At 57.9% G+C, this 19,393-nt stretch carries 17 protein-coding genes, 2 tRNA genes and 1 pseudogene; 13 read left to right on the top strand and 7 right to left on the bottom strand.

The window, feature by feature from the left end:
- Nucleotides 1-15 precede the first annotated feature (15 nt).
- Nucleotides 16-89 (bottom strand) — tRNA-Cys (locus C8D77_RS24515).
- A 226-nt stretch (nt 90-315) separates the two neighbouring features.
- On the opposite strand from C8D77_RS24515, the gene C8D77_RS24510 reads away from it, so the two are divergent.
- Nucleotides 316-522 (top strand): hypothetical protein, encoded by a 207-nt coding sequence (locus tag C8D77_RS24510; RefSeq protein WP_109668826.1) that lies wholly within the window; start codon nt 316-318, stop codon nt 520-522.
- Nucleotides 523-548: 26 nt separating this feature from the next.
- On the opposite strand, the gene C8D77_RS24505 is transcribed toward C8D77_RS24510, so the two are convergent.
- Nucleotides 549-806, bottom strand: coding sequence for a hypothetical protein (locus C8D77_RS24505; protein WP_024503836.1), 258 nt, complete (start codon nt 804-806; stop codon nt 549-551).
- Nucleotides 807-1,030: 224 nt separating this feature from the next.
- On the opposite strand from C8D77_RS24505, the gene C8D77_RS24500 reads away from it, so the two are divergent.
- Nucleotides 1,031-1,105: transfer RNA gene (locus C8D77_RS24500), tRNA-Asn, on the top strand.
- Here C8D77_RS24500 and C8D77_RS24495 read toward each other — a convergent pair.
- Together C8D77_RS24495 and C8D77_RS24485 are read right to left on the bottom strand one after the other, a co-directional pair.
- On the bottom strand, nt 1,064-2,707 hold the full coding sequence (locus C8D77_RS24495) for a recombinase family protein (protein ID WP_245951867.1): 1,644 nt from the start codon (nt 2,705-2,707) through the stop codon (nt 1,064-1,066). The two genes, C8D77_RS24500 and C8D77_RS24495, sit on opposite strands and share 42 nt — an antisense overlap.
- A gap of 541 nt (nt 2,708-3,248) precedes the next feature.
- On the bottom strand, nt 3,249-3,923 hold the full coding sequence (locus tag C8D77_RS24485) for a hypothetical protein (RefSeq protein WP_109668822.1): 675 nt from the start codon (nt 3,921-3,923) through the stop codon (nt 3,249-3,251).
- 121 nt (nt 3,924-4,044) lie between these two features.
- On the opposite strand from C8D77_RS24485, the gene C8D77_RS24480 reads away from it, so the two are divergent.
- From C8D77_RS24480 to C8D77_RS24460, 5 genes are all read left to right on the top strand, one after another.
- Nucleotides 4,045-4,296 carry a helix-turn-helix domain-containing protein gene (locus tag C8D77_RS24480; protein WP_109668952.1) on the top strand — a complete coding sequence of 84 codons (252 nt, stop codon included), beginning with the start codon at nt 4,045-4,047 and terminating at the stop codon, nt 4,294-4,296.
- Between the two features lie 190 nt (nt 4,297-4,486).
- Nucleotides 4,487-5,185, top strand: a complete 699-nt coding sequence (locus C8D77_RS24475) for an adenylate/guanylate cyclase domain-containing protein (RefSeq protein ID WP_109668820.1) — start codon at nt 4,487-4,489, stop codon at nt 5,183-5,185.
- Nucleotides 5,128-5,700 carry a Pycsar system effector family protein gene (locus C8D77_RS24470; RefSeq protein ID WP_146211805.1) on the top strand — a complete coding sequence of 191 codons (573 nt, stop codon included), beginning with the start codon at nt 5,128-5,130 and terminating at the stop codon, nt 5,698-5,700. Before C8D77_RS24475 ends, C8D77_RS24470 begins: the two co-directional genes overlap by 58 nt.
- 18 nt (nt 5,701-5,718) lie before the next feature.
- Nucleotides 5,719-6,279: an MltR family transcriptional regulator gene (locus tag C8D77_RS24465; RefSeq protein ID WP_215732076.1), complete on the top strand. Its 561-nt coding sequence runs from the start codon at nt 5,719-5,721 to the stop codon at nt 6,277-6,279.
- Nucleotides 6,280-6,288: 9 nt separating this feature from the next.
- Nucleotides 6,289-7,611, top strand: a complete 1,323-nt coding sequence (locus C8D77_RS24460) for an AlbA family DNA-binding domain-containing protein (RefSeq protein WP_109668814.1) — start codon at nt 6,289-6,291, stop codon at nt 7,609-7,611.
- 1,459 nt (nt 7,612-9,070) lie between these two features.
- Here C8D77_RS24460 and C8D77_RS24455 read toward each other — a convergent pair.
- Together C8D77_RS24455 and C8D77_RS24450 are read right to left on the bottom strand one after the other, a co-directional pair.
- Nucleotides 9,071-10,096: an IS110 family RNA-guided transposase gene (locus C8D77_RS24455; protein WP_109668812.1), complete on the bottom strand. Its 1,026-nt coding sequence runs from the start codon at nt 10,094-10,096 to the stop codon at nt 9,071-9,073.
- 187 nt (nt 10,097-10,283) lie between these two features.
- A pseudogene (locus C8D77_RS24450) lies at nt 10,284-11,370 on the bottom strand (IS110 family RNA-guided transposase).
- 549 nt (nt 11,371-11,919) lie between these two features.
- Between C8D77_RS24450 and C8D77_RS24445 the strand changes: the two are divergent.
- The 6 genes from C8D77_RS24445 to C8D77_RS37680 are packed head-to-tail and all read left to right on the top strand — an operon-like array spanning nt 11,920 to nt 18,288.
- The gene (locus tag C8D77_RS24445; RefSeq protein ID WP_109668810.1) at nt 11,920-12,948 is read left to right on the top strand and encodes a Mov34/MPN/PAD-1 family protein; all 1,029 of its coding nucleotides are present in this window, start codon (nt 11,920-11,922) and stop codon (nt 12,946-12,948) included.
- Nucleotides 12,945-13,412, top strand: a complete 468-nt coding sequence (locus tag C8D77_RS24440) for a hypothetical protein (protein ID WP_109668808.1) — start codon at nt 12,945-12,947, stop codon at nt 13,410-13,412. Before C8D77_RS24445 ends, C8D77_RS24440 begins: the two co-directional genes overlap by 4 nt.
- Complete coding sequence (locus C8D77_RS24435; protein WP_109668806.1) at nt 13,409-14,860, top strand: HesA/MoeB/ThiF family protein; 1,452 nt, start codon at nt 13,409-13,411, stop codon at nt 14,858-14,860. The genes C8D77_RS24440 and C8D77_RS24435 overlap by 4 nt, the downstream gene beginning before the upstream one ends.
- A gap of 3 nt (nt 14,861-14,863) precedes the next feature.
- Nucleotides 14,864-15,736, top strand: coding sequence for an SMODS domain-containing nucleotidyltransferase (locus tag C8D77_RS24430; protein WP_109668804.1), 873 nt, complete (start codon nt 14,864-14,866; stop codon nt 15,734-15,736).
- A 9-nt stretch (nt 15,737-15,745) separates the two neighbouring features.
- Nucleotides 15,746-17,215, top strand: coding sequence for an SAVED domain-containing protein (locus tag C8D77_RS24425; RefSeq protein ID WP_109668802.1), 1,470 nt, complete (start codon nt 15,746-15,748; stop codon nt 17,213-17,215).
- A 23-nt stretch (nt 17,216-17,238) separates the two neighbouring features.
- On the top strand, nt 17,239-18,288 hold the full coding sequence (locus tag C8D77_RS37680) for a TIR domain-containing protein (protein WP_170136810.1): 1,050 nt from the start codon (nt 17,239-17,241) through the stop codon (nt 18,286-18,288).
- 227 nt (nt 18,289-18,515) lie between these two features.
- Here C8D77_RS37680 and C8D77_RS24415 read toward each other — a convergent pair whose 3' ends face one another.
- Entirely contained in the window at nt 18,516-19,181 is a 666-nt protein-coding gene (locus tag C8D77_RS24415) for a hypothetical protein (protein ID WP_146211804.1), read from the bottom strand.
- Between the last annotated feature and the right edge of the window lie 212 nt (nt 19,182-19,393).

The following is a 19,393-nucleotide window of genomic DNA, read 5'->3' as shown; positions in this document are numbered from 1 at the left end:
CGGGGGCCCGGGCATTGGAGGCCTCGCCCGGAATCGAACCGGGGTGCAAGGATTTGCAGTCCTCTGCGTAACCACTCCGCCACGAGGCCTCGTTGCTCCCGGCGTTCCACCCGGTTCCAATAGGTTGCGGCGAAAATGCCGTCAAGCGGCGACCGTGCATTCCGAACGGTTTCCTCTGCACCAGCGCGGGGAGCATCCGTCAAATCCTCATTACCCAGGCAACACAACGGCATATTAGCGGATTGTTAAGCATGGCTTGTCGTCGGAAGAAACGCATCCACGGCCCATGCGTTGAGCACGCCAGGAGGCAAAGCCATGCATCAGGCAACGGTGGCAAAAGACAAGAACGCGCCGGCCAGCCTGTCTCTGCCGCAGTGCGGAGAGCTTTTGCACTACGCCATCGATCGCCTGTCCATCGAAGGTACGGGCAGCCTGTCGCCGCACGACAGGGCAAGGCTTGCCTCAGCCGCGGCAATTCTCAAACAGATCTGTGAGGCACTGGAAGAGCACGCTGGACGCTAAGGCGCGTGATCTTGCGATATCGGCCGTCAATCCGGCCGGCGGCGCCGTTCCCACCAGACGACAAAGCGGCGGCGGTGACGCCGAACCATGGCGAATTCATAGGACAGCACCAGCAATCCGAGCGGAACCATCCAGAAGCCGAGGATCGGCAGGAAACCGAGGATGCCGCCGATGGTCAGCAGGATACCGATGGTGATTCTGAGCCCGCGCGAGCGCGGCATCTTGAACTCACGCCCGAAAACCGAGATTTTTCGCGCCGGCATCTGGTTGTCTTGTGCTGTCATCGTCTCGAAAGGTTAATCCGTTTTGATCATTCAGGAGCACCGTTAAACTAAGGCCGCAGCCGCGCTTTCGGTTCCCTACCCCTGCCAAGACGGCTAATATGAGGGCATCTGTCGACGATTGCGAGAAACCCCTGCGCGAAAAAGCCTCGGAAAAATGCGAAATGCTTCTTTGCAAAGCCGAAAAGGGCAGCTATAGGCTGCGCCACTCACATAAGAGCCTCCGTTCCCCGGTAGCTCAGTGGTAGAGCAACCGGCTGTTAACCGGTTGGTCGCTGGTTCGAATCCGGCCCGGGGAGCCATTTCAGTACAAAACTGCGAACGTCGTGCCCCGCCGTATGCACTCCGGGGTTTCCTCTAGACGCGACAAGCGTCTGCAGGAGTTTAGTCTTTGATCCCTTGATAAGAATCCGGTTGGCTCCAACCTCAACCCGCTGCACCAGCGTTTGCAGGTGGTGACGCCTAAAGCTTCCGTTCTGAACCCGCAGTCGCTGCCTGACCTCTTCTGCGAACCGCGCAACAGCCTCTTGGGTAATTTCGATCGCTTGGCTGTCTCGATGCTCCGCGCGCTCAGCATCGGCATTGGCTGCGTCCCGAATTCTTTTCAATTCGGCGATTCGTCCCTTGAGATTGCTATCGGCTAAATCAGCCAGGCCGTTCTCGATCGCTTCGTAGATTCGTGTGAGCCGTCCTTCAGCTTCAGCGGCCTGTCGTCGTAGATCACCCACCCGATCCTTCTCGCGATCGCCTTGCTCCACCCTCCGACGCAACAACCCAGACAGCAATTCCTCAAGCCTAGCTGGGTTCAAGAGCCGCAGATCCACGTATTCCGCGACCAAATCGTTGAGTTTCTCCATCGGCATTGTTCGGCCCTTGCAGCCGCTATGCCCCTGCCGAGCGGTCGTGCAACAGGTGTAATATCGATACTGTTTGCCCTTTCCCGAGGTGCGCAAGGTCATCGCACCTCCACAGTCCTCGCAGAACACAACTCCACCCAACAGCATGGGGCTGTTCACAAATCGAGGCGCTCGCAATTGCGGGCTTCGCGACTTGAGGAGATCCTGGACCGCAGTGAATTCGTTTTCCTCGATGATCGGTTGCACGGCAACGTCGATGATATCTTCCGGCGCCTTCTTCCGCTTGCCGCCGACATTGAAACGATGTCGCCCGATGTAGGTTGTACGCGTGAGAACCTGATGCACTCCCCCGAGACCCCACCGTCCTCCGGTTTGTGTCCGAATCCCTCGATTGTTTAAGTAGTTAGCAATCTGACGCACTCCCATCGGGCCATGATCACTATCGCCAGCATGAGCCAAACGGAACATCAAGCGGACATGGTCAACGGTCAGAGGATCCGGTTCGATTTTCTTTTTAGCCCGAGTGCCACGCTGCTCGGCGGTCACTATCCGATAGCCGTAGGGCGGCCGGGAACCATTCCAGTAGCCCTGCCGGGCGTTTTCGCGCATAGCCCGAAGCGTATGCTTGGCATTCTCCTTGGACTGATATTCATCGAACAGCGCCATGATTTGGCGCATCATGGTGCTCATGGGGTCGTCACCAAGATCCTGCGTGATCGACGTCAGCCGAACACAGTTCTTCGCCAACCGACGGACGTAGAATTCAAGCTGGAACTGGTCCCGGAAGAACCGTGAAAACGAATGCACAATGATTAAGTCGAATGGCGCAGGCCGTTGCGATGCAGCGTCCATCATTCTCTGGAATTCGGGCCGCCTGTCGTCGGTCGCCGACGCACCTGGCTCAACAAACTCCGTCGCCACAGCAATCCCCTTGGTCTGACAATACGCCTGTAGCTGGCGACGCTGGTCAGGGATGGAAAGATCGTGCTCGGCCTGCCGGCCTGTCGAGACGCGGAGATAAAGTGCGGCGCGCCTGGAGATCGCCATGGCGGAGCTCTCATTGGCCTTCATCAGCGGCCTCGTCTCCTTCGGTCAGTTTCTGGCCCCGAACATCTCATCAAGCAGATCGGAGCAGTGAACCTCGAACAGGTCCAACTCTCGCTCCGAAACGGGAATATGATCGGGCCAATCGTCGGCGATTTCCGGTTGCCAATCTTTCTTGGACCGTTTCGCCCGGTTAGGTTGTGTACAGCGATTAGCTGCGGCGTAGTCGAAGAGACCGATGAATCCCGTCGATCTGCGAAGTGGAAAGACTTTAGCTGACATTCCGCCATTGTCGCTGCCCAAATCAAAATTGCTAGCCGATACAATGCATTATGTGAGCTATCGAAAGCGGCCATTCGGATACCGCCGAAGACTGCTGGCCTAAATTGGCTCCCGTGGGCGATCATGGAGAAGTGCATATCGGCGGGTCTACACCGCCCACCCGTGGCATTGCGCGCCCTTGGCATTGGTCCTTCCAGTTCGAAATTAGATTACCCGGCACGAAGGTGCGTAAACACTCCGAACCCAAATCGGTATTTCGCCTTTATGCCTTACGACGCGTCGGGCCGAATATCTTACCCAGCCCACCTTGCCCGCCAATCCGAACAATATCATCGACGACTGCTCGAATCAGGGGCCAAGGAAACTCAGTATCGGCCTGCGAAGACTGCCCTTCCCTCAGCACCGCATCAAGTTTGGCTGCTACACCGGCAAGGGAAGCAGCGGGGGTCTTAGACAATAATTCCAGCAGGCGCTGTGCTCGATCGGCGGTCTCGCGTTCGGCGCGCAACGTCGCCGAGTAGCCAATCTCCCTGTCGGCGGCGTCCCAATGCGCCTGATGAGCGGCAAAATCGGCTTCGGCCTTCCCACGAACCGCCGCTTCCGCTGGAGCTACATTGAGCACGTCGGCAAGTGCCGCAAGTGAGTACAGCTTTACGTTCTCTCCGTCGCGCAGCCGCACAGTCGTGCAAGGAAATCCGACCGTTTCGGCAAGCTTGCGCTCCAGACGCTGCTGCTGACGGCACAACCGTTCGGTCTGCTGGTGTGCTGCCTGCCATTTGCGCCACGCCGCAATCGCAGGATCGGTTGATAGGTCCGTTTCCAAATCGGTGACGGCAAATGCTTTACGTTCCGAACCCGCAATTGCAATTGCCGTTCCGGCAAGCATCTTCCTGCGGGTGATGCGCGGCGGAGTCGTGCTATTGTCGGAATCAGCCATGATCCGAGCTCCTAATAGCTTGGCAGTGGTCAGGCCGCATTGGGTGTTACGAGCACCTGTGCGGCCGCGTAGTCATCATAAGCTTATGTCACTTTTTGTGACTTTTTACAAGAAGTATGTCATGAAAAAGGACATTTTTCCGTCGCAACTTAGGGCAGCTCGAGCACTGATCGGCTGGACAAGAGAGGATTTGGCAAGTGCCTCCGGACTGACAGTTCGCACAATCGCTAGAATCGAGAGCTCTCAGACGATACCCAGACAGACAACAATTGAAGCGTTGGCCGAAGCGCTGGAGGCTGCCGGGATAGAGTTTATTCCGCAGAACGGCAGCGGGCCCGGTGTCCGGCTCTCTCGCAGACTAGACGGCAAATGAGGCGATACAGTCTCATCTTGAGGGGCAAAGCCACATGAACTCGTTCCTTCAGCGGCTATGCGATCGAGCGCAGCAAAGGCAGCGGCTGGGAGTAGTGGCGGAGGTGAAGCGTAACAATTTCTGTGTATATCCGTAGTTAAACATTCAAGATTGCTGAAATGATCCCTATCTCTCGTTTCGGGAGATAGCGGTGGCACTCAAAGAAGACCTCCAGGCGGAAGTCCAGCAGATTTTCCATGAGCAATGGAAAGTTCGTGCGGGTTCGACGGTGCCGAGCGAAGATAGCATTACGCTTGGCAACGATGCCGTTGATATTGATGCTACCGTCTTGTACGCAGACATTTCCGATTCAACCAAGTTGGTGGATACCTACAAACACCATTTTTCTGCTGAGATTTACCGTGCATTCCTGAGGGTGGCTGCAAGAATCATCCGCTCGGAGGGAGGCACAATCACGGCCTATGATGGCGACCGCATCATGGCCGTGTTCGTCGGACAGTATAAGAACACTATAGCAGTCCGGACGGCACTCAAAATCAATTGGGCTACTAAGAACATCGTTCAGCCTGGCTTGAAAGCTGAATACCCGAACTCGCCTTTTGTTTTGCAACATACGGTGGGAATTGACACCTCCCCGCTTCGAGTTGTGCAGGCCGGCATTCGAGGCTCCCGAGACTTGGTATGGATCGGCCGGGCAGCCAATTGGGCGGCCAAGCTTTGCGCTTTAGACGACGCCCATGCCACCTGGGTCACAAAAGCGGTTTACGATGTCCTCGCCGATGAGGCTAAATATGGAGGAGACCCACGCCGCGACATGTGGGAAGCAAGGACGTGGACAGCGATGAATGCAACACCAATTTATCGTTCAAGCTGGTGGTGGTCATTTTGAGCGAGAAAACCCAAATTGGTCTCGACGTGGCTGAACGGCAGCTCGACCGCGTGATGGGCTTTTTCCCCCGCATCGACTCCAAGGTGTCCGCCCTCTTCGCCATCGTATCTGCACAAGTGGCATTTGCTGCCGTGAACATCACCATCGACGACCTAAAGTCTTGGTGGATAGCCGTCCCCGCCGCCGCCTTCGTTATCTGCATCGTCTGGTCCATCGGTCGACTCTATCAATGCACCTTTCCCAACCTCGCCGGTGGCCACGCCTCGCTCGTCTACTTCAAAGAGATCGCCAAACTGACTGAGGGCGACTACCTCGCCCGCTATCAGAAACTGGATGAGGAAACCCTGAGGCGTGATGTGGTTGGCCAGATCTGGCGGAATTCTGAAATCGTGGCAGCGAAATATGTCTATCTGAAGCAGGCGACCCTAGCCACGATGATTGCAATCCTCCCGTGGAGCCTTCTCCTTCTCGGAACGTCGGTCGTGCACTGGAAGCTGCCCCTTGGCACGCCATAGGCGCGCTGGAGTTGCGTTGTGAAAGAAGCACAGCCCGAACCCGAGAATTTCCACGACCGACTAAACCGGCTTATGGGGCTGCTCGCCCATGAGGATGAGCGGGGACTGGTTCTCACTACAGCGGCGTTTGCGGAAGACCTGCTGGGGCGGCTCATCCGCGCCTACCTAGTCGACGTGAAATCCTCTGGCGAGCTGCTTGAGGGCTTTAACGCTCCGCTTGGCACACTGTCCTCGCGCACGAAAGGCGCCCATGCCCTCGGACTCTTGTCGCGAGATCAATTCTCCGACCTCGAACACCTACGCAAAATCCGCAATGAGTTCGCCCACAATTGGGAAGGGTGCTCGTTTGATCGGCAGGATATCGCCGACAGGATCGGCAAGCTCTCCGCAACGCGTATACCTTCAACCGACGGTGACGACGACGCCACGCTGAAAAACAAACTGCGCTCGTCAATCTCGTGTGTCCTGACCGAGTTGGACGTGTTGACTAGGCTCATCGGCGACCACGGGTATCGCATTCGGCCGCGGGCTATTCACCTATCGCTGACGCCGCAAACCGTGCCCACCTCTCCCGCGTAGGGGCTTCTCATGGCTGCTCAATCCGATCTGCTGGATTTGCTGTTACTGCCGAATGAAACGCTCTCGAACGAGTACAAGAGCTGGCTTGACTTGACCGACACAGCCTCGAAGGCGGTGTTGGCCAAGGCGGCCATTGCTTTGGCCAACCATGGTGGCGGTGTGATTGTGGTCGGCATGCGCGGCGCGCAGGGATCTACGCTAGAATCACAGCCGATGCCTGACAACGTAAAACGCTATGACCCCGACGCCGTGAATGCTGCGGTCAATCGGTACGCCGACCCGAAGATCCATTGCGATTTGCAGTTCGCCACCCATCCCGGCACCGGCATCGAGCACGCCTTCATCACCGTGCCTGGCACGTCTGTGGTGCCTGTCATGTCCGCTAGGGACTATGAGAAGGTCATTGCCTCCCAGCGATGTTACATCAGGAAGCCTGGGCCGAAGAGCGAAGAGCCCTTTACGTCGGAAGAGTGGCGTTCTCTGTTGTCGAGGTGCGTGCAGGCTGGCCGCGAGGCATTGCTTGACGGTATTCGGACCATCCTTCAGGGCCAAGCCTTAGAGGTGCCGACGGCAAATGAAACCGATCAACTGGCGCAATTCGCATCGAAGTCGCGAGAACGATGGGAAAGCCTCATCGCTCCCCTGCCCGTCAATGATCCGGCACGCTTTTCACTCGGCAGCTACGAGCAAGCCTTCCAGTTGCTAGATGTACCAGCCGCCGCCGGCCTCGGAAGACTGCGCGACCGGCTTGATGAAGCCGGGAACACCGTGCTGACAGGATGGGGGCCATTCGTGAATCTCAGGCGGCCGCCAATTGGCCCGATCCCCGTCAACGATGGGATAGAGGCTTGGGTAGGTCACCCAAAAGAAGAGCACCGTAGTGGGCGCCATTGTGATTTCTGGAGGGCTGAGATCACCGGCCTGATGTACGAAATACGGTCTTTCGATGAAGACTTTTCTGAGAAGGTGAGCCCTGGGACAGGGATCGATCTCACACTGCCAATATGGCGCGTTGGGGAGACACTCCTGTTTGTGGCGCGTGTTGCGAAGCAATTCGAGGAAGACCCTGAAATCGCAATTCGTATCCAATACAGTGGCCTGCAAGGTCGCGAGCTTAAAAGCCTGTTCGATTGGCGCGCGCCACTTTTCGAGCGGGATATCCACGTTGACACTATCGTCCTGCAAGGCCGGGCAAAGGCATCCCAGATCTTGGATACAACGTCAGAGGTCGTGCTGCCCTTGTTGCGCCCCCTCTATGAGGCTTTTGGGTTTTATGAACTCAAGATGGAATTGGTTGCCTCTGAGCTTGCAAGGCTACGAAAGGGAACTTGACGGGCTAGTCCTTTGCAATGATCGCACTCGACCTAGCACCTGCACGGCTCCCTGAAGCCGCTCTGGTCGCTCGGTGGTGCGCGACTTACTTTGCGCTCCACCGCCCGCCGACTCTGTGCCGAGTGCAGTTGCTGCAACCGTTGAGCGCCGACTGCGCTGCCGAGTGGAAGAGCAATGCGCGGGAGTTGATCCTGGACGTGGCGAACTCTCGATTGCTTCGAAGGCTATCGAAACGGCGACGTAACACCATCAGTCCTTAGCACGCCGGTTTGCCCATTCGTGTCAGGATGGAGAGACCCTTTGGCAGTCGATAGCCAGTGCGGCTGGGCGATGCGCAGCGCCTACATCTCGGACAGGATGCCGCGCCTGACCGTCCTACGAAGGAAGCTTCGATTGGTAATGAGCTTGTCGCGACCGGGCGCCTCCGTTGGGGCCGTCAAGCCTATGCACCCGCTGTGCGGAGGATAGCGCCAGCCGACGAGCCTGCGCTCGGCCGCTATCCTACGGCCGACGCTGGCGATGTCGGCTGTCGCCGAATCGCAACAACGGCCCCCAGCCAACCGTGCCGACCAGCGATCGCGAGTCACCGCAAGCCAGGTCGACGAGATCCTGACGTTGAGGATCCATCGGCTCAACTGCCTGCCTACCGGAGGTCACCGAAGTGACCCGTGCTCCCTTCCGATAACTGGGTTCTCTGTCGAGCGTCTCGCTCCCGTCTCTGACCACGCCCCCTTCCCGGCCCAAGCTTCCTCAACTGCCCGCCGAGCCCTCGCACATTGCACTAAGCCACGGAAATAGCTGAGATATCGATATTCTGGCAGTGTGCAGTAAACATCCACACCTCGCAAAATCAGCTTCTAACCTATTGAAACAACACAACCGATCGACGCCGCACCTCGCGGCCTTTTATCTCGCCGTCTTAATCGGTCGTATTTTGCGAGACTTTCTTTCCATCGTCGTTCTCCTTCCAATCTACGATAATACACTATTCTATGCTCTACGACACGATCCCGTACTCTTACGTCGAGTTCCGATGCGCCGTGCAGTCTTCCGCGCTCTGCGACGGGGTAGCAGCGCTGCTTATTTGCAGCACGGGAACCGTCGTGGCGCACTTTTCCATCGGAGTGACGGAGCAGCGTCACAGGCAATCCGGCGCGGTCCGGCCGTCTCGCGATCGGCGCGGCCGCAGGCAATGTATGGCCCGCCGCGTCTGCAAGCAGAATGTTTTGGATGGAACAACCGGTCTGCACCAATGTATCCGGCCTCGGCGCTCTGCGCGCCCTGCCAAGATGGAGATTCGCGCGCCCGGCTCCTAACAAGATACACGACCTCGAAAGGGCCGCTGCCTGCCGACAGGTTTGCCGAACGCCGATCAACCGTTGGGCCATCTCTATGTACATCCTCCCGCAGACTTCATGCGGCCGAGCAGTTGCCGGGACGCTCCCGCTCGACCAACTCGTTACCCCTTCGACGCCATTGCGGCTTCATAGGGGCGCTGGTTCGACATCACCGCCCAGGCGATCCGGGCCAGTTTATTGGCAAGCGCAACGACCACTACGTTGCGCTTGGCGCGCTTGAGCAGTGCCTGCAGCCAGGCGTCGAGCTGGGTGTCCATTCGCGCCAGATATGGCAGTGCCGCTCGCGCGCCATGGATCAACAGCACGCGCATGTAGGTGCTCCCGCGCTTGCTGATCCCCGACAGGCGCGGCTTGCCGCCGGTCGTGATCTGACGTGGAACAAGCCCCAGCCAAGCAGCGAAGTCACGCCCCTTCGCAAACGCCGACACGTCGCCGACCGCTGCTGCCAGCGCTGTTGCATTGAGCGCGCCAATGCCCGGAACACTGCGCAACAGACGAGCCCGTTGATCGCTCTTCGCGAGCGCTTCGAACTCTTGATCGAGCTGCTTGATCCGATGATCGAGCGAGTGCAATTCGTCGACCATGTCATCAACGAGTTGCCGCATCCTGGCGGTTAGGAGCGTGTTGTCCGGCAGGTTCTCGCGCAGCCACAGGCTCAGCTTTGGGCGCCCCCTGGCGATGACGATGCCGCGATCGAAAAGCACGCCGCGCAGTTGATTGATCAGCGCCGTCCGAGTGCCGACCAGCCGCTCGCGGGCACGGTGCAAAGTCTGCACATCGAGTTGCTCTTCCGACTTGATCGGCACGAAGCGCATTGTCGGCCGTGTCGCCGCTTCGGCGATTGCCTCCGCATCGCGATCATCGTTCTTGTGTGATTTCACGTACGGTTTGACATACTCTGGTGGCATCAGCCGGACATTGTGTCCGAGCGAGTCAAACTGACGCGCGAGGTGATGAGCACCGCAGCACGCCTCCATGCCAATGATGCAGTGCGATTGCTTTTCGACGAATGCAGTAAGGGACGCACGGCGTATCCGACGACGCAGCACAACCGCTCCTTCACGGTCGAGGCCGACCAGGCTGCAGAGCGTCTTTCCAAGATCGATTCCGAGTACGACGATGTTCATTTTCCTTCCTCCTTCTGACACGGACTAGCAGTTTGGCTGGAACTGGAGGGGCGGGCCATCCCATAAGATAACGTGCGTTCCGTCGTTCCTGGTCCGCATCGGTCCTCATCCGCCGGAGCGGATCTCTTGTGTCAGGTGGCGCCGGTCAGCGCGTCGGCGCCATGCGCTTCAATTTCCGTTGCACCGTTCATCGATGCGCCCCTAGCAGCCTGCGATCCTTGCGATGAGCGCGCCGGGCGGCATCGCTCCGGATCGCCGCAGAATCGTCGACATAAAACGTTCCGTCGGTCCACATGGCGTGCATGATCACCGCCAGCTGCGCGCGACGACGACACAGGCCTTGTGGTGGCATGATCGTTTGGCGATCGCCTGGCCCCCGCTCTTGACCTTGTCCGAGCCCTTGAAGCGCGTCATCAGCCTCGACGCCGCCTCGTACAGCGAGCGCCGCACATCAGCATCGCCGGCTTTCGATATGCGACCCTGGACGTCGATCGAGGTGCCCGACTGCCAGCGCCGCGAGGTCAGTCCGAAGTAGGCCGCGACGTCGCGCGAGCGACGGAAGCGCGACGGATCGTCAATCGCCGTCATGAACGAAAGTGCTGTGACGGGGCCGACGCCAGGGATCGCCATGAAGCGTCGGCACAGTTCGCTGCGGGCCACCATTTTGACGACGAGATCGTGCAGTCGGCAATACTGTCTCCACAGCGCTGCGCGCGCTGACAGCATGGCGTCCATCAGCTCGGACGACAGCGGATCCTCCGCCACAGCCTGGCGCACCGCCTGCTCGAAAGCGCCGCGTCCGACCTTGCTCAGGCGGATGCCAATGCCTTCAGCGAATGGCGGATGGCGTTCTCCAGGTCGAGGAACTTGGCTTTCAGGTTGCGCCGGTGCGTCAACAAAAGCTTCGTCCGGTAGCAGCTTTCCGACTTGATATGGGCCTGCCGAAACCAGCCGGTGCGCATGATATGGGCGATGCCCAGCGCATCGGCCTTGTCGGTCCTGTTGCGTTGGGCCGACATCGCGGCGCGCACGTGCTGCGTCTTCAGGCAGATGGCCGGCAGGCCGAGTTTCTTGAGTTCCGGATGCAGCCAGGGCCACAACGCGTCGGCCTCGTGGCCGACACGCCGCAGGCGCGGCAGAAACGGCTTCAGCTCCGCAAACAGCGCATCGGGATCAGTCAACGCCGTCATCTCAAGATGCACCACGCCATGATCGTCGACGACACACACCGCTGTTTCGTCCATCGCCACGTCCAGTCCGCAAAAGAATTCCATCGTTCGCCTCCTGCGTTGCTTCACAGGAGCAGATTTTGCCGCCGAGTCGCCGGCGTTCGCCAGTTGACCCGTAGTCAACGCACAGTTTTGCTGCTCGGCAAGGCGCCCGCCCCGATTACGGGCGGCAATCCCCCGATCGCGTCGCCTGCCCCTGCCCTATCCGCGCGCCATGGCACGCTGGAGCACGAGATGATGCGAAGGGCGCCGGGGTGTCTCATGACGCGGACCTGTCGCTTGCTTTGGGCACGAACAGGCCGATTGCCCGCGGCGTCGGCACCGCGGAAAAGTCCGGTAAGCTGGTTCATAGGAAATCCCGGCCCGGACGCAGGCGTCTGTGTGGAAGGGCACATTGCAACTACATGCCACGCCGCCATAGCAGCCGCTTTCACGCGGCGGTGGAAGAAAATACAATGTCACCAGTGACTAATAGCAGGTTTGATTTGCGTGGAAAAACTATGTTCACTTATTGTTCCTTGCGACTAGATGGTGCAGGATCGGTAGCTCTCGATTCGTGGTTGAATTGGGTTGCGTGATTGAGTGAGAGGCGGAATGGTAGTCGAGCGGATTGCCAAATTTCTTGGCCGTCGCAAATCAAAGGTGCCCGGGCCGTCCGCGTCCGCGCCTCAGGTGGAACGTACGCCGACAAGACCCTCCGTTCGGCAAGCGCCGAGCAGAACTCTTATCATCTGGGAGTCAGAGCTACGCGCCATCGCCGCAGAAGCTGGGGCCTGGACCGTCGAGACCGGAGGCGACCTCTTCGGTCGCTGGCAAGGTAATCCGACGGTGTTTCTTGCAACAAAAGCAGGTCCGAACGCCCAGCGCGACAATGCGCATTTTCGCCTCGATGTCGACTATCTCCGGCAATTAAGCGAACCGCTCGCGACCGATTGGGCGCTTCGCTACTTCGGCGATTGGCACTCTCACCACCGGCTCGGCCTCTCGGCTCCGAGTTCCGGCGACCGCAGACGCATCCGCCAACTTGGAAACCGCAACAACTTCCCCGGGATGGTGGAAATTATCGTCACGACGGAGGGATCGCGCAAGATGCCCGTCGTGCGCGTCCATCCGTGGTTCTATGATCTCGGTGTTGAGGATGAGCCGACCGCGATGAACGTCATGGTTCATGCTGGATGCAGTCCTGTGCGCGAAGTGTTGCGCATGCGTGGTACATTCCCGGAACAATCGCTCGATGAATGGCAAAGCGTTATGCTGGACCGCGTCCGCATTGGCGACGCCACCGAGCTTCCCATCGTCAGCAAAAACCCGGGCGCCGATCCAACAACGCACGAGAGAGCAGTGTCTCATTTGGCCGAAGCTCTGGAGCGAGAGAGCGGCGCACCGATCGAGCAGCACACGACAGCTTTTGGCAAGATTTTAGTCGCTCAGTTGAAGGAGCCGCATCACCTTGCGTTCGCTATCGATCGGAAATGGCCGATGAACGTCCTTGAGGTTCATCGTCTTGATCGGGCAACCGGTGGTGCCGAGCAGATTGAAGTGCCGGCGGGGCTGATGGTCCCGGATATTGGCGGCATTGTGCAGGTGTATCGTGCGGCCAAGACCGAAAGAGGTATCGCTTGACGTGGACGGTAACACAGCAGCAACGCCTGGCGCTTGAGCACCAGATACTTCAAAATGAAGGCTTTGCGCAGTTCGGCGTTTATCATTACGCGACATACGATACGTACAACGCATCGGGCACGGCGACGACGAGCTCAGGCCGAAGCTATCAGCTTTTCTGCACAATCCCTCCAGGTTATCCCACGGAGCGGCCGTCGCTCTACATCACCGATCCCAAGCCACTGCTGAATTACCATGGTGCAGTCATTTCGGGGTTGGGCGTCTCCCATGCAATGCACACCTTGGAGCCGCACTCGGCAGGCTGGGTTCAGATTTGCCATTGGCGTGCCGACCGTTGGCATGCAGGCATCGTTCTACAAAAAGTTTTTCTCAAGGCCATGCTCTGGCTCGAAGCTTACGAACAGCACCTAGCCACGGGGCGCGATCTTGCTGACTTCGTTCGCACCATGCAGGAGGCCGCATGAGCAACAGCGACCAACGCTCGATGATCCGCGATGCGATGCAAGCAATCGCCCAGCGGAAACCTGGCAAATCAAAGCTTGTCTACGACAAGACAAAGCGTACGATCGTGGCCGTCTCCGAAGGGGCGTCCACACCGCAGGCGCTGAATATCACGGCCGACGATGCCGATATGTTTGGTGTCGTGACCCTTTCATCGGGGTGGCTACGCGAAAAGTGGCCCTACCTGACAAAAGTCGGTTCACTTCCAGTTGAGTTCAGTTCCTGGGACGATGGCGACGCACTCACTCAGTTAGACCTGTGCATTCAGAGCAGCGGCACTCAAGTGCCAGCGACGCTCGTGTTCGGCAAGCAGCAGGGACAGCCAGCCGGAGGGATGGTGATCTCAATCATCGAGACCGACAAGCCGGTGCATCGGGCCGACGTGTTCGTATCGCCTGACAACATCGCGTATCGGGCAGAGCTGATCGAACCTCATGACCATACAGTTGATCGGCGGGAGGTGGTGTTTGCCGATATTGAGCCGCAACTCGACCTACGCCGCGCGGGAATATTGGAAACGACTATCCTGAAGGATCGGACGGTCCTGTGCATCGGCCTTGGAACGGGCGGAGCACACGTCGCGGTCGAATTGGCCAAGTCTGGTGTGGGCCATTTCATGCTCGTGGATCGAGACCGGTTGTCGGTCGGCAATGTGGTACGGCATCCGGGCGGGATCTCGCAGGTGGGCCGCGCCAAGGTGAATGTTACACGCGATCTCATCCTCGAAAAAAATCCCAACGCACAGGTCGATGTGCGTGTGGCCGAAGCCAGTTTTGGCAATCGCGACATGATTGCCGGGCTTGTGCAAACGGCTGACCTTGTCATCTGCGGAACCGACAACCGGCAAAGCAAATTGCTGATCAACGAGATTTGCGTATCGGCGAACAAACCGGCCGTCTACGGCGGTGCGTTCCGCCGTGCCTATGGTGGCCAGATCTTGCGGGTCCGTCCAAAAGAGTCCCCGTGTCAGCAGTGCTTCGTTTCCGCTCTGCCGGATGCAGCATCCGACGTTGAGGTGTCCTCGCAGGATGACGCCGACGTCATTGCCTACTCGGATCGGCCTGTGGCCGTTGAGCCAGGGCTTTCTCTAGATGTTCTTCCCATAGCCACGCAACTCGCCAAGCTCGCCCTGCTCGAACTTCTCGCCGGCAAATCCTCCACACTCAATGTGCTCAAACGGGACTTCGATGCACCCTGGTATCTCTGGATCAACCGGCCTGAACCCGGCACCCAGTATGCCGAGATGCCTCCCTTGAGCGAGAGCCGCGATGAAATGACGATCAATCGCTGGTACGGCATCTATTTTGAACGGGACGAGCAATGCCCCGTTTGCGGTGACTTCCTTGCGGGATTCGTCGCCGCATACGGCATCGACCCATCGCAGCTTCCGGCGCTCCGGGAAAAGGATTAACGCGTGGAGCTGCCGGGAGATTTCGCGAAATATGTCAGCTCGTGCGAGCCTGATGACGATGCTGTTAGCACAGCCAAGAAAGCGCACGAGAAGGTCCGCGACGAGCTCAAGACGGACGAAGATGCGAAGGATGCTCACGAAGAAACGTTTCTGACGGGTTCCTACAAGCGGCACACGGCCATCCACAACATCGAAGATGTGGATGTGATTTGTATCCTCGATTTGGATGTTTACGCGGAGGGATCCGAGCCCGAAGTCGTCCTAACCTGGCTCCAAGGTATACTCGATAAATATTACACCGAAACGCGCCCACAGGGCAGATCCATTGGTGTCAGCGCCAAAGGCGTATGGCTCGACATCGTGCCCGGATCGCCCGTCTACCAGGACGGTCCACTTTGGATTCCGGACCGTGATGCCAAGCAGTGGGTGCAATCGCACCCCAAGGGACAGATCAGCGCCGCGACCGAGAAGAACAAGGATACGGGCGGCTACTATGTGCAGACCGTCAAACTGATGAAGTCCTGGCGCGATCGGCTGCCAACCGAGAAATCAAAACCGAAGTCCTACATCTTGGAAACACTAGTCCACCAAACGATAGGTTGGCCCACCTCGCACGCGAGCGCCATTGTTAGTGTGTTTGAAGGAATCAATTCGTCTTACGGGTTCTATTGCGGCTTAGGCGTCGTGCCCTTCATAGCCGATCCAGGCTTTGGAAGCGTGAACGTCGCTAAGCGGTGGGGAAGCGCCGAGTTCGACGCCTTCCTTGACCAAGTGAAATCGGCCGTCACGACCGCACGCCAGGCGCTCGATGCGACCGATGAAGCGGAAAGCCGCAAGCTATGGCGAAAGCTTTTCGGTTCGACGTTCGGCGTGTAGGAGAAGCCAATGGCCAAAACCTCTTCCGGATCGGCCAATGGTAAGGGCTCACTACTCTCTCCGGACGCGATGGGCGGCCTTAACGCTGGAAAGGGCTTTGATTTCCAGACGCGCTACACGGTATGCCACCTGCCAATCTGGTTGCAGGATGGCGCCTTTCATCAACTCTTCACGGAAGGCACGGGCGACATCGACATTCGCTATGTCGAAGACGGGAAGTCGCGCCGAAAGCACCTACAGACCAAAGACCACGACGTGGCGCCTGCCGAATTCAAGGAAGTCATCGAGGCGTTTCGTGGTTTTGATGCGCGCATGCCGGACGTTTACCAAGAATTTCGGCTGGCATGCCCAAGTCTTTCGCAGCAGATGCGGCCCATTGAAACGGGGCTCTCACGTTTTCGAAACGCAAAGCCCTTCTATGACGACGAAGTTCCAGCGCTTGCCCAAACGCAAGCCGATCTTGATGAGCGCATGCGGAATGTCGGACTTGGCTCCGAGGAAATCGCCTTCATCCACGGGAAAGTATTTATCGACGTCGGCCATGGGGATCTCGCGCATGATGACCGAGCGCTTGATATCTTCATCGGTCGAATGCTTGGCCACCCTGAGTTTGCAAATAAGATTCGATCGATGGTTTTGCCCGCCTACGCCGCACTTTTGGCAAAAATCGGCGCCAGCAAAGGCGTCGTTCTGGACAAGTCCTCGCTCGAAACTTTGCTGCGTTCGGCGGTCCTCGCTGATCTATCGCAGGACGCCAGTGTAACGCTTTGGATCCACAACTGGACGAAAGAAACATTCACGCCACTCGCGGACTACGAGCTGGATTGGGCCCCTCTCTTTGACCGGGCGGCGAGGAAGGTGCCTGCGCCGGACGCCTGGACCAACGATCTCGTCCCGCAACTCGACGCCTTGCGAAAGCAGATCATGGCAGCTGGCGCCGTTCGTACTATACGGCTGCGCGGAAAATGCGCGCTCTCAACCGGCGTCGCCCTCGGGGCGACATTTCCGGCCGTCGGCGGCTGGACCTTTGAAATTCCTCAGCCTCCGGCGAAGGATCATTGGCGCTCAGATGCAGTGCCGACGCCTGGTTATGCATTGCAGACGGAAGTCACAGAAGCCAACCCAAGCGGCACCGACCTTGTCCTTGGTTTGAATATTCGGGGTGACGGTCGCGCCGATGTCATGCGGTACATCGAGTCGACCGGCCATACGCCGAACGCTTTCGTATTCATGGCGCCGCCGAGTCAAGGATCACAATCGATCGGCGGCGATAGCGACGCTGTCGCTATGGCAACGGCCGTTCGGGAGGAGCTCGGCAAGCTGCTTAAGGTCCGTCAGCTCCGCATGACAAAGCTGTTCTTCTACGGACCCTTCGCACTTTCGGTATTTCTTGGTCAGCAGCTTACATCGATCGGAAAGATTCAGCTGTTTGAGTATCAGGATCCCAGCTACGTTCCGAGCTGCCTTTTGAAAACCTAATCCTTGCCCTTGAACACCTTCCCATGCCCGTCCTTGGAAAACGACCCGAACTGATAAGACTTCAAAAGGCGTTCGAGGCAGAAGCCGGAACGTTTCCTGACCTCTCGCTTTCGATCTTATACTTTTCGCAAGAGAGAATTCCGGCGGATCGGACCTTCAGAAAACCCAATCATCAGATAATGCTCTGGCAGTATTACGGCCAGCTCGACGGTTCCGAGGAATCGACCAAGCGAATGTTCGAAAGTATGCAGTCGAGTAACATCGCCATGGCGGGTTTAAGGGGCTGTCAGTTCTCTTGCTGTGCGTTGCTGGAGGGCGAGCCGACGGCGCACTTTATTCGCATGGCGCAACGTGCGGGAAACATCTTCTCGGATAGGGAGTGCGACCGAATTAAGTTGCACGCCATCAACGACTTCGCATCCAATTTCCCCCCGTCAACGAATGGCAAGCCGATATCTTGCAGCAACAGCAATCGTTTGGCGATTTGGCTCAATCATGTCTTGCATCACCTTGGCCGAACACATCCTCGCTATCTGATGGAAGCGAAGATCGATATTGATCCTTATGCGGCATCGCTCTCGGCGATTGATGCCATGCTCGCCACGACAAAGCCCAAAGTGGCAACGTCCTCGACGTTTGATACGCGGCGGTTCCGGGTTGCGCTTTCCTTTCCAGGCGAGCACCGTCCGTTTGTTCGCGCAGTCGCCGAGCATTTGAAGAACGATCTCGGGCACGATTCCGTGTTCTATGACAATGACTATGTTGCGGAGTTGGCGCGGCCAAACCTAGATGTGCTCTTGCAGCGCATTTATCACGATAACTCCGACCTGATCGTCGTATTCCTGTGTGGCGACTACATTGCCAAAGAGTGGTGCGGCCTCGAATGGCGCGCTATCCGTAACATTATCAAGCAACGACGCGACGCAACGGTGATGCTTCTTCGCCTCGATCAAGCGCAAGTACCGGGATTGTTCGGAATCGATGGTTACATCGATGTTGAGAATTGGTCGCCGGCCCAAACCGCCGAGGCGATTATGACGCGTCTACGGTCCGACGATGTTCAGTCTGAGTAGGTTCCTGGCTAACTCTCGTGTAGGGACGCGAACGTACTGCCTCGACCGCTTGTCTAGTTTCAGGCGTGTCTTCCCCAGTTCGAGCGAACCGGGTCTGGCGTTCCAACAAAAGCGCCGCCCTAGATAGTGCTCTCCCAATAGAGCGAACCGACGACGAGTACCCCGGTGCGTAGAATGAGCGGCATGGCTATTCACCCCAACGGACTTTGGTTCCACTTCACGTTCGGTCACATGGCAATAGCATTCTGGATTGCGTTGCGAGCGATGTCATACACACTCTTGCGGCCGTGACATCTTACACGAGACCAACCGTTTTCGATCGGGCCTTGGTAGAAGGCGAGACCTGATAGCAGGCAGTCAACCGGTCTAATCCGGCAATCGGCCTCTTGTTTCAGCAGAATCTGCCAGAGACCTCCACCGCTTGTCCCACCAATATTGCCCGGCATTGGCGAATTCGGTCCATGGGGGATCGGAAAACTGAGGTAGTCATAATTTTCAATAGGAGGTGCTTCATTGACCTGTCCAATCGGACAAAAGCCGGCAAACCGCTTTAGCTTTTTGAAGCCCAGCGCGGGCTCGAAGTCTCGTGTCAGTGCATCCTGAAGGCCGCAAAGGCACCAAAGACCGTCCCTCAGTTCTGGTTGTCCGCTCGCTATCCGCTCCCAATGCTTGTCCAAATTTGCAAACGACTTTTTTGCCGTAAGGCTGGATGGAAGGACAGCTGGAAGAATGACTGCCCCCAAGTCAGGTCCCTGCTCGTCTTCTGTCCCCCGAGCAATCTTTAGATATTGCAGGGCTTCAACCTCCACCGTGTGGGCACCCACATATGGCGACATGATCAAACCCAACTCGCCTGATGTGGGAAGCGCGTCGAGCACATGGTGGGCCGTCAAGATTGCTCTGGTGCTCCTTACCTGAACAAGGGTGCCCGAGCCTCGAAGATGGGCATCCAACTGGTTCGAGCTTCTACTCGCTTGAGCGAATCCGATCGAGAAGGCAGCCACGAGTTGCCCAATCTCGGAAGCGAGCGACTGGGACAAGTCACTGGGTACCAACTCGGCCACTTCGGATCGTCCTCGCCGGGCAAGACTGTGATTGGTTTTGC

Source organism: Mesorhizobium loti, assembly GCF_003148495.1.
In the GTDB taxonomy this organism is placed as follows: Bacteria; Pseudomonadota; Alphaproteobacteria; order Rhizobiales; family Rhizobiaceae; genus Mesorhizobium; species Mesorhizobium loti.
The sequence above is the reverse complement of the archived record's forward strand: the minus strand, read 5'-3'. Positions and strand labels throughout refer to the sequence as shown.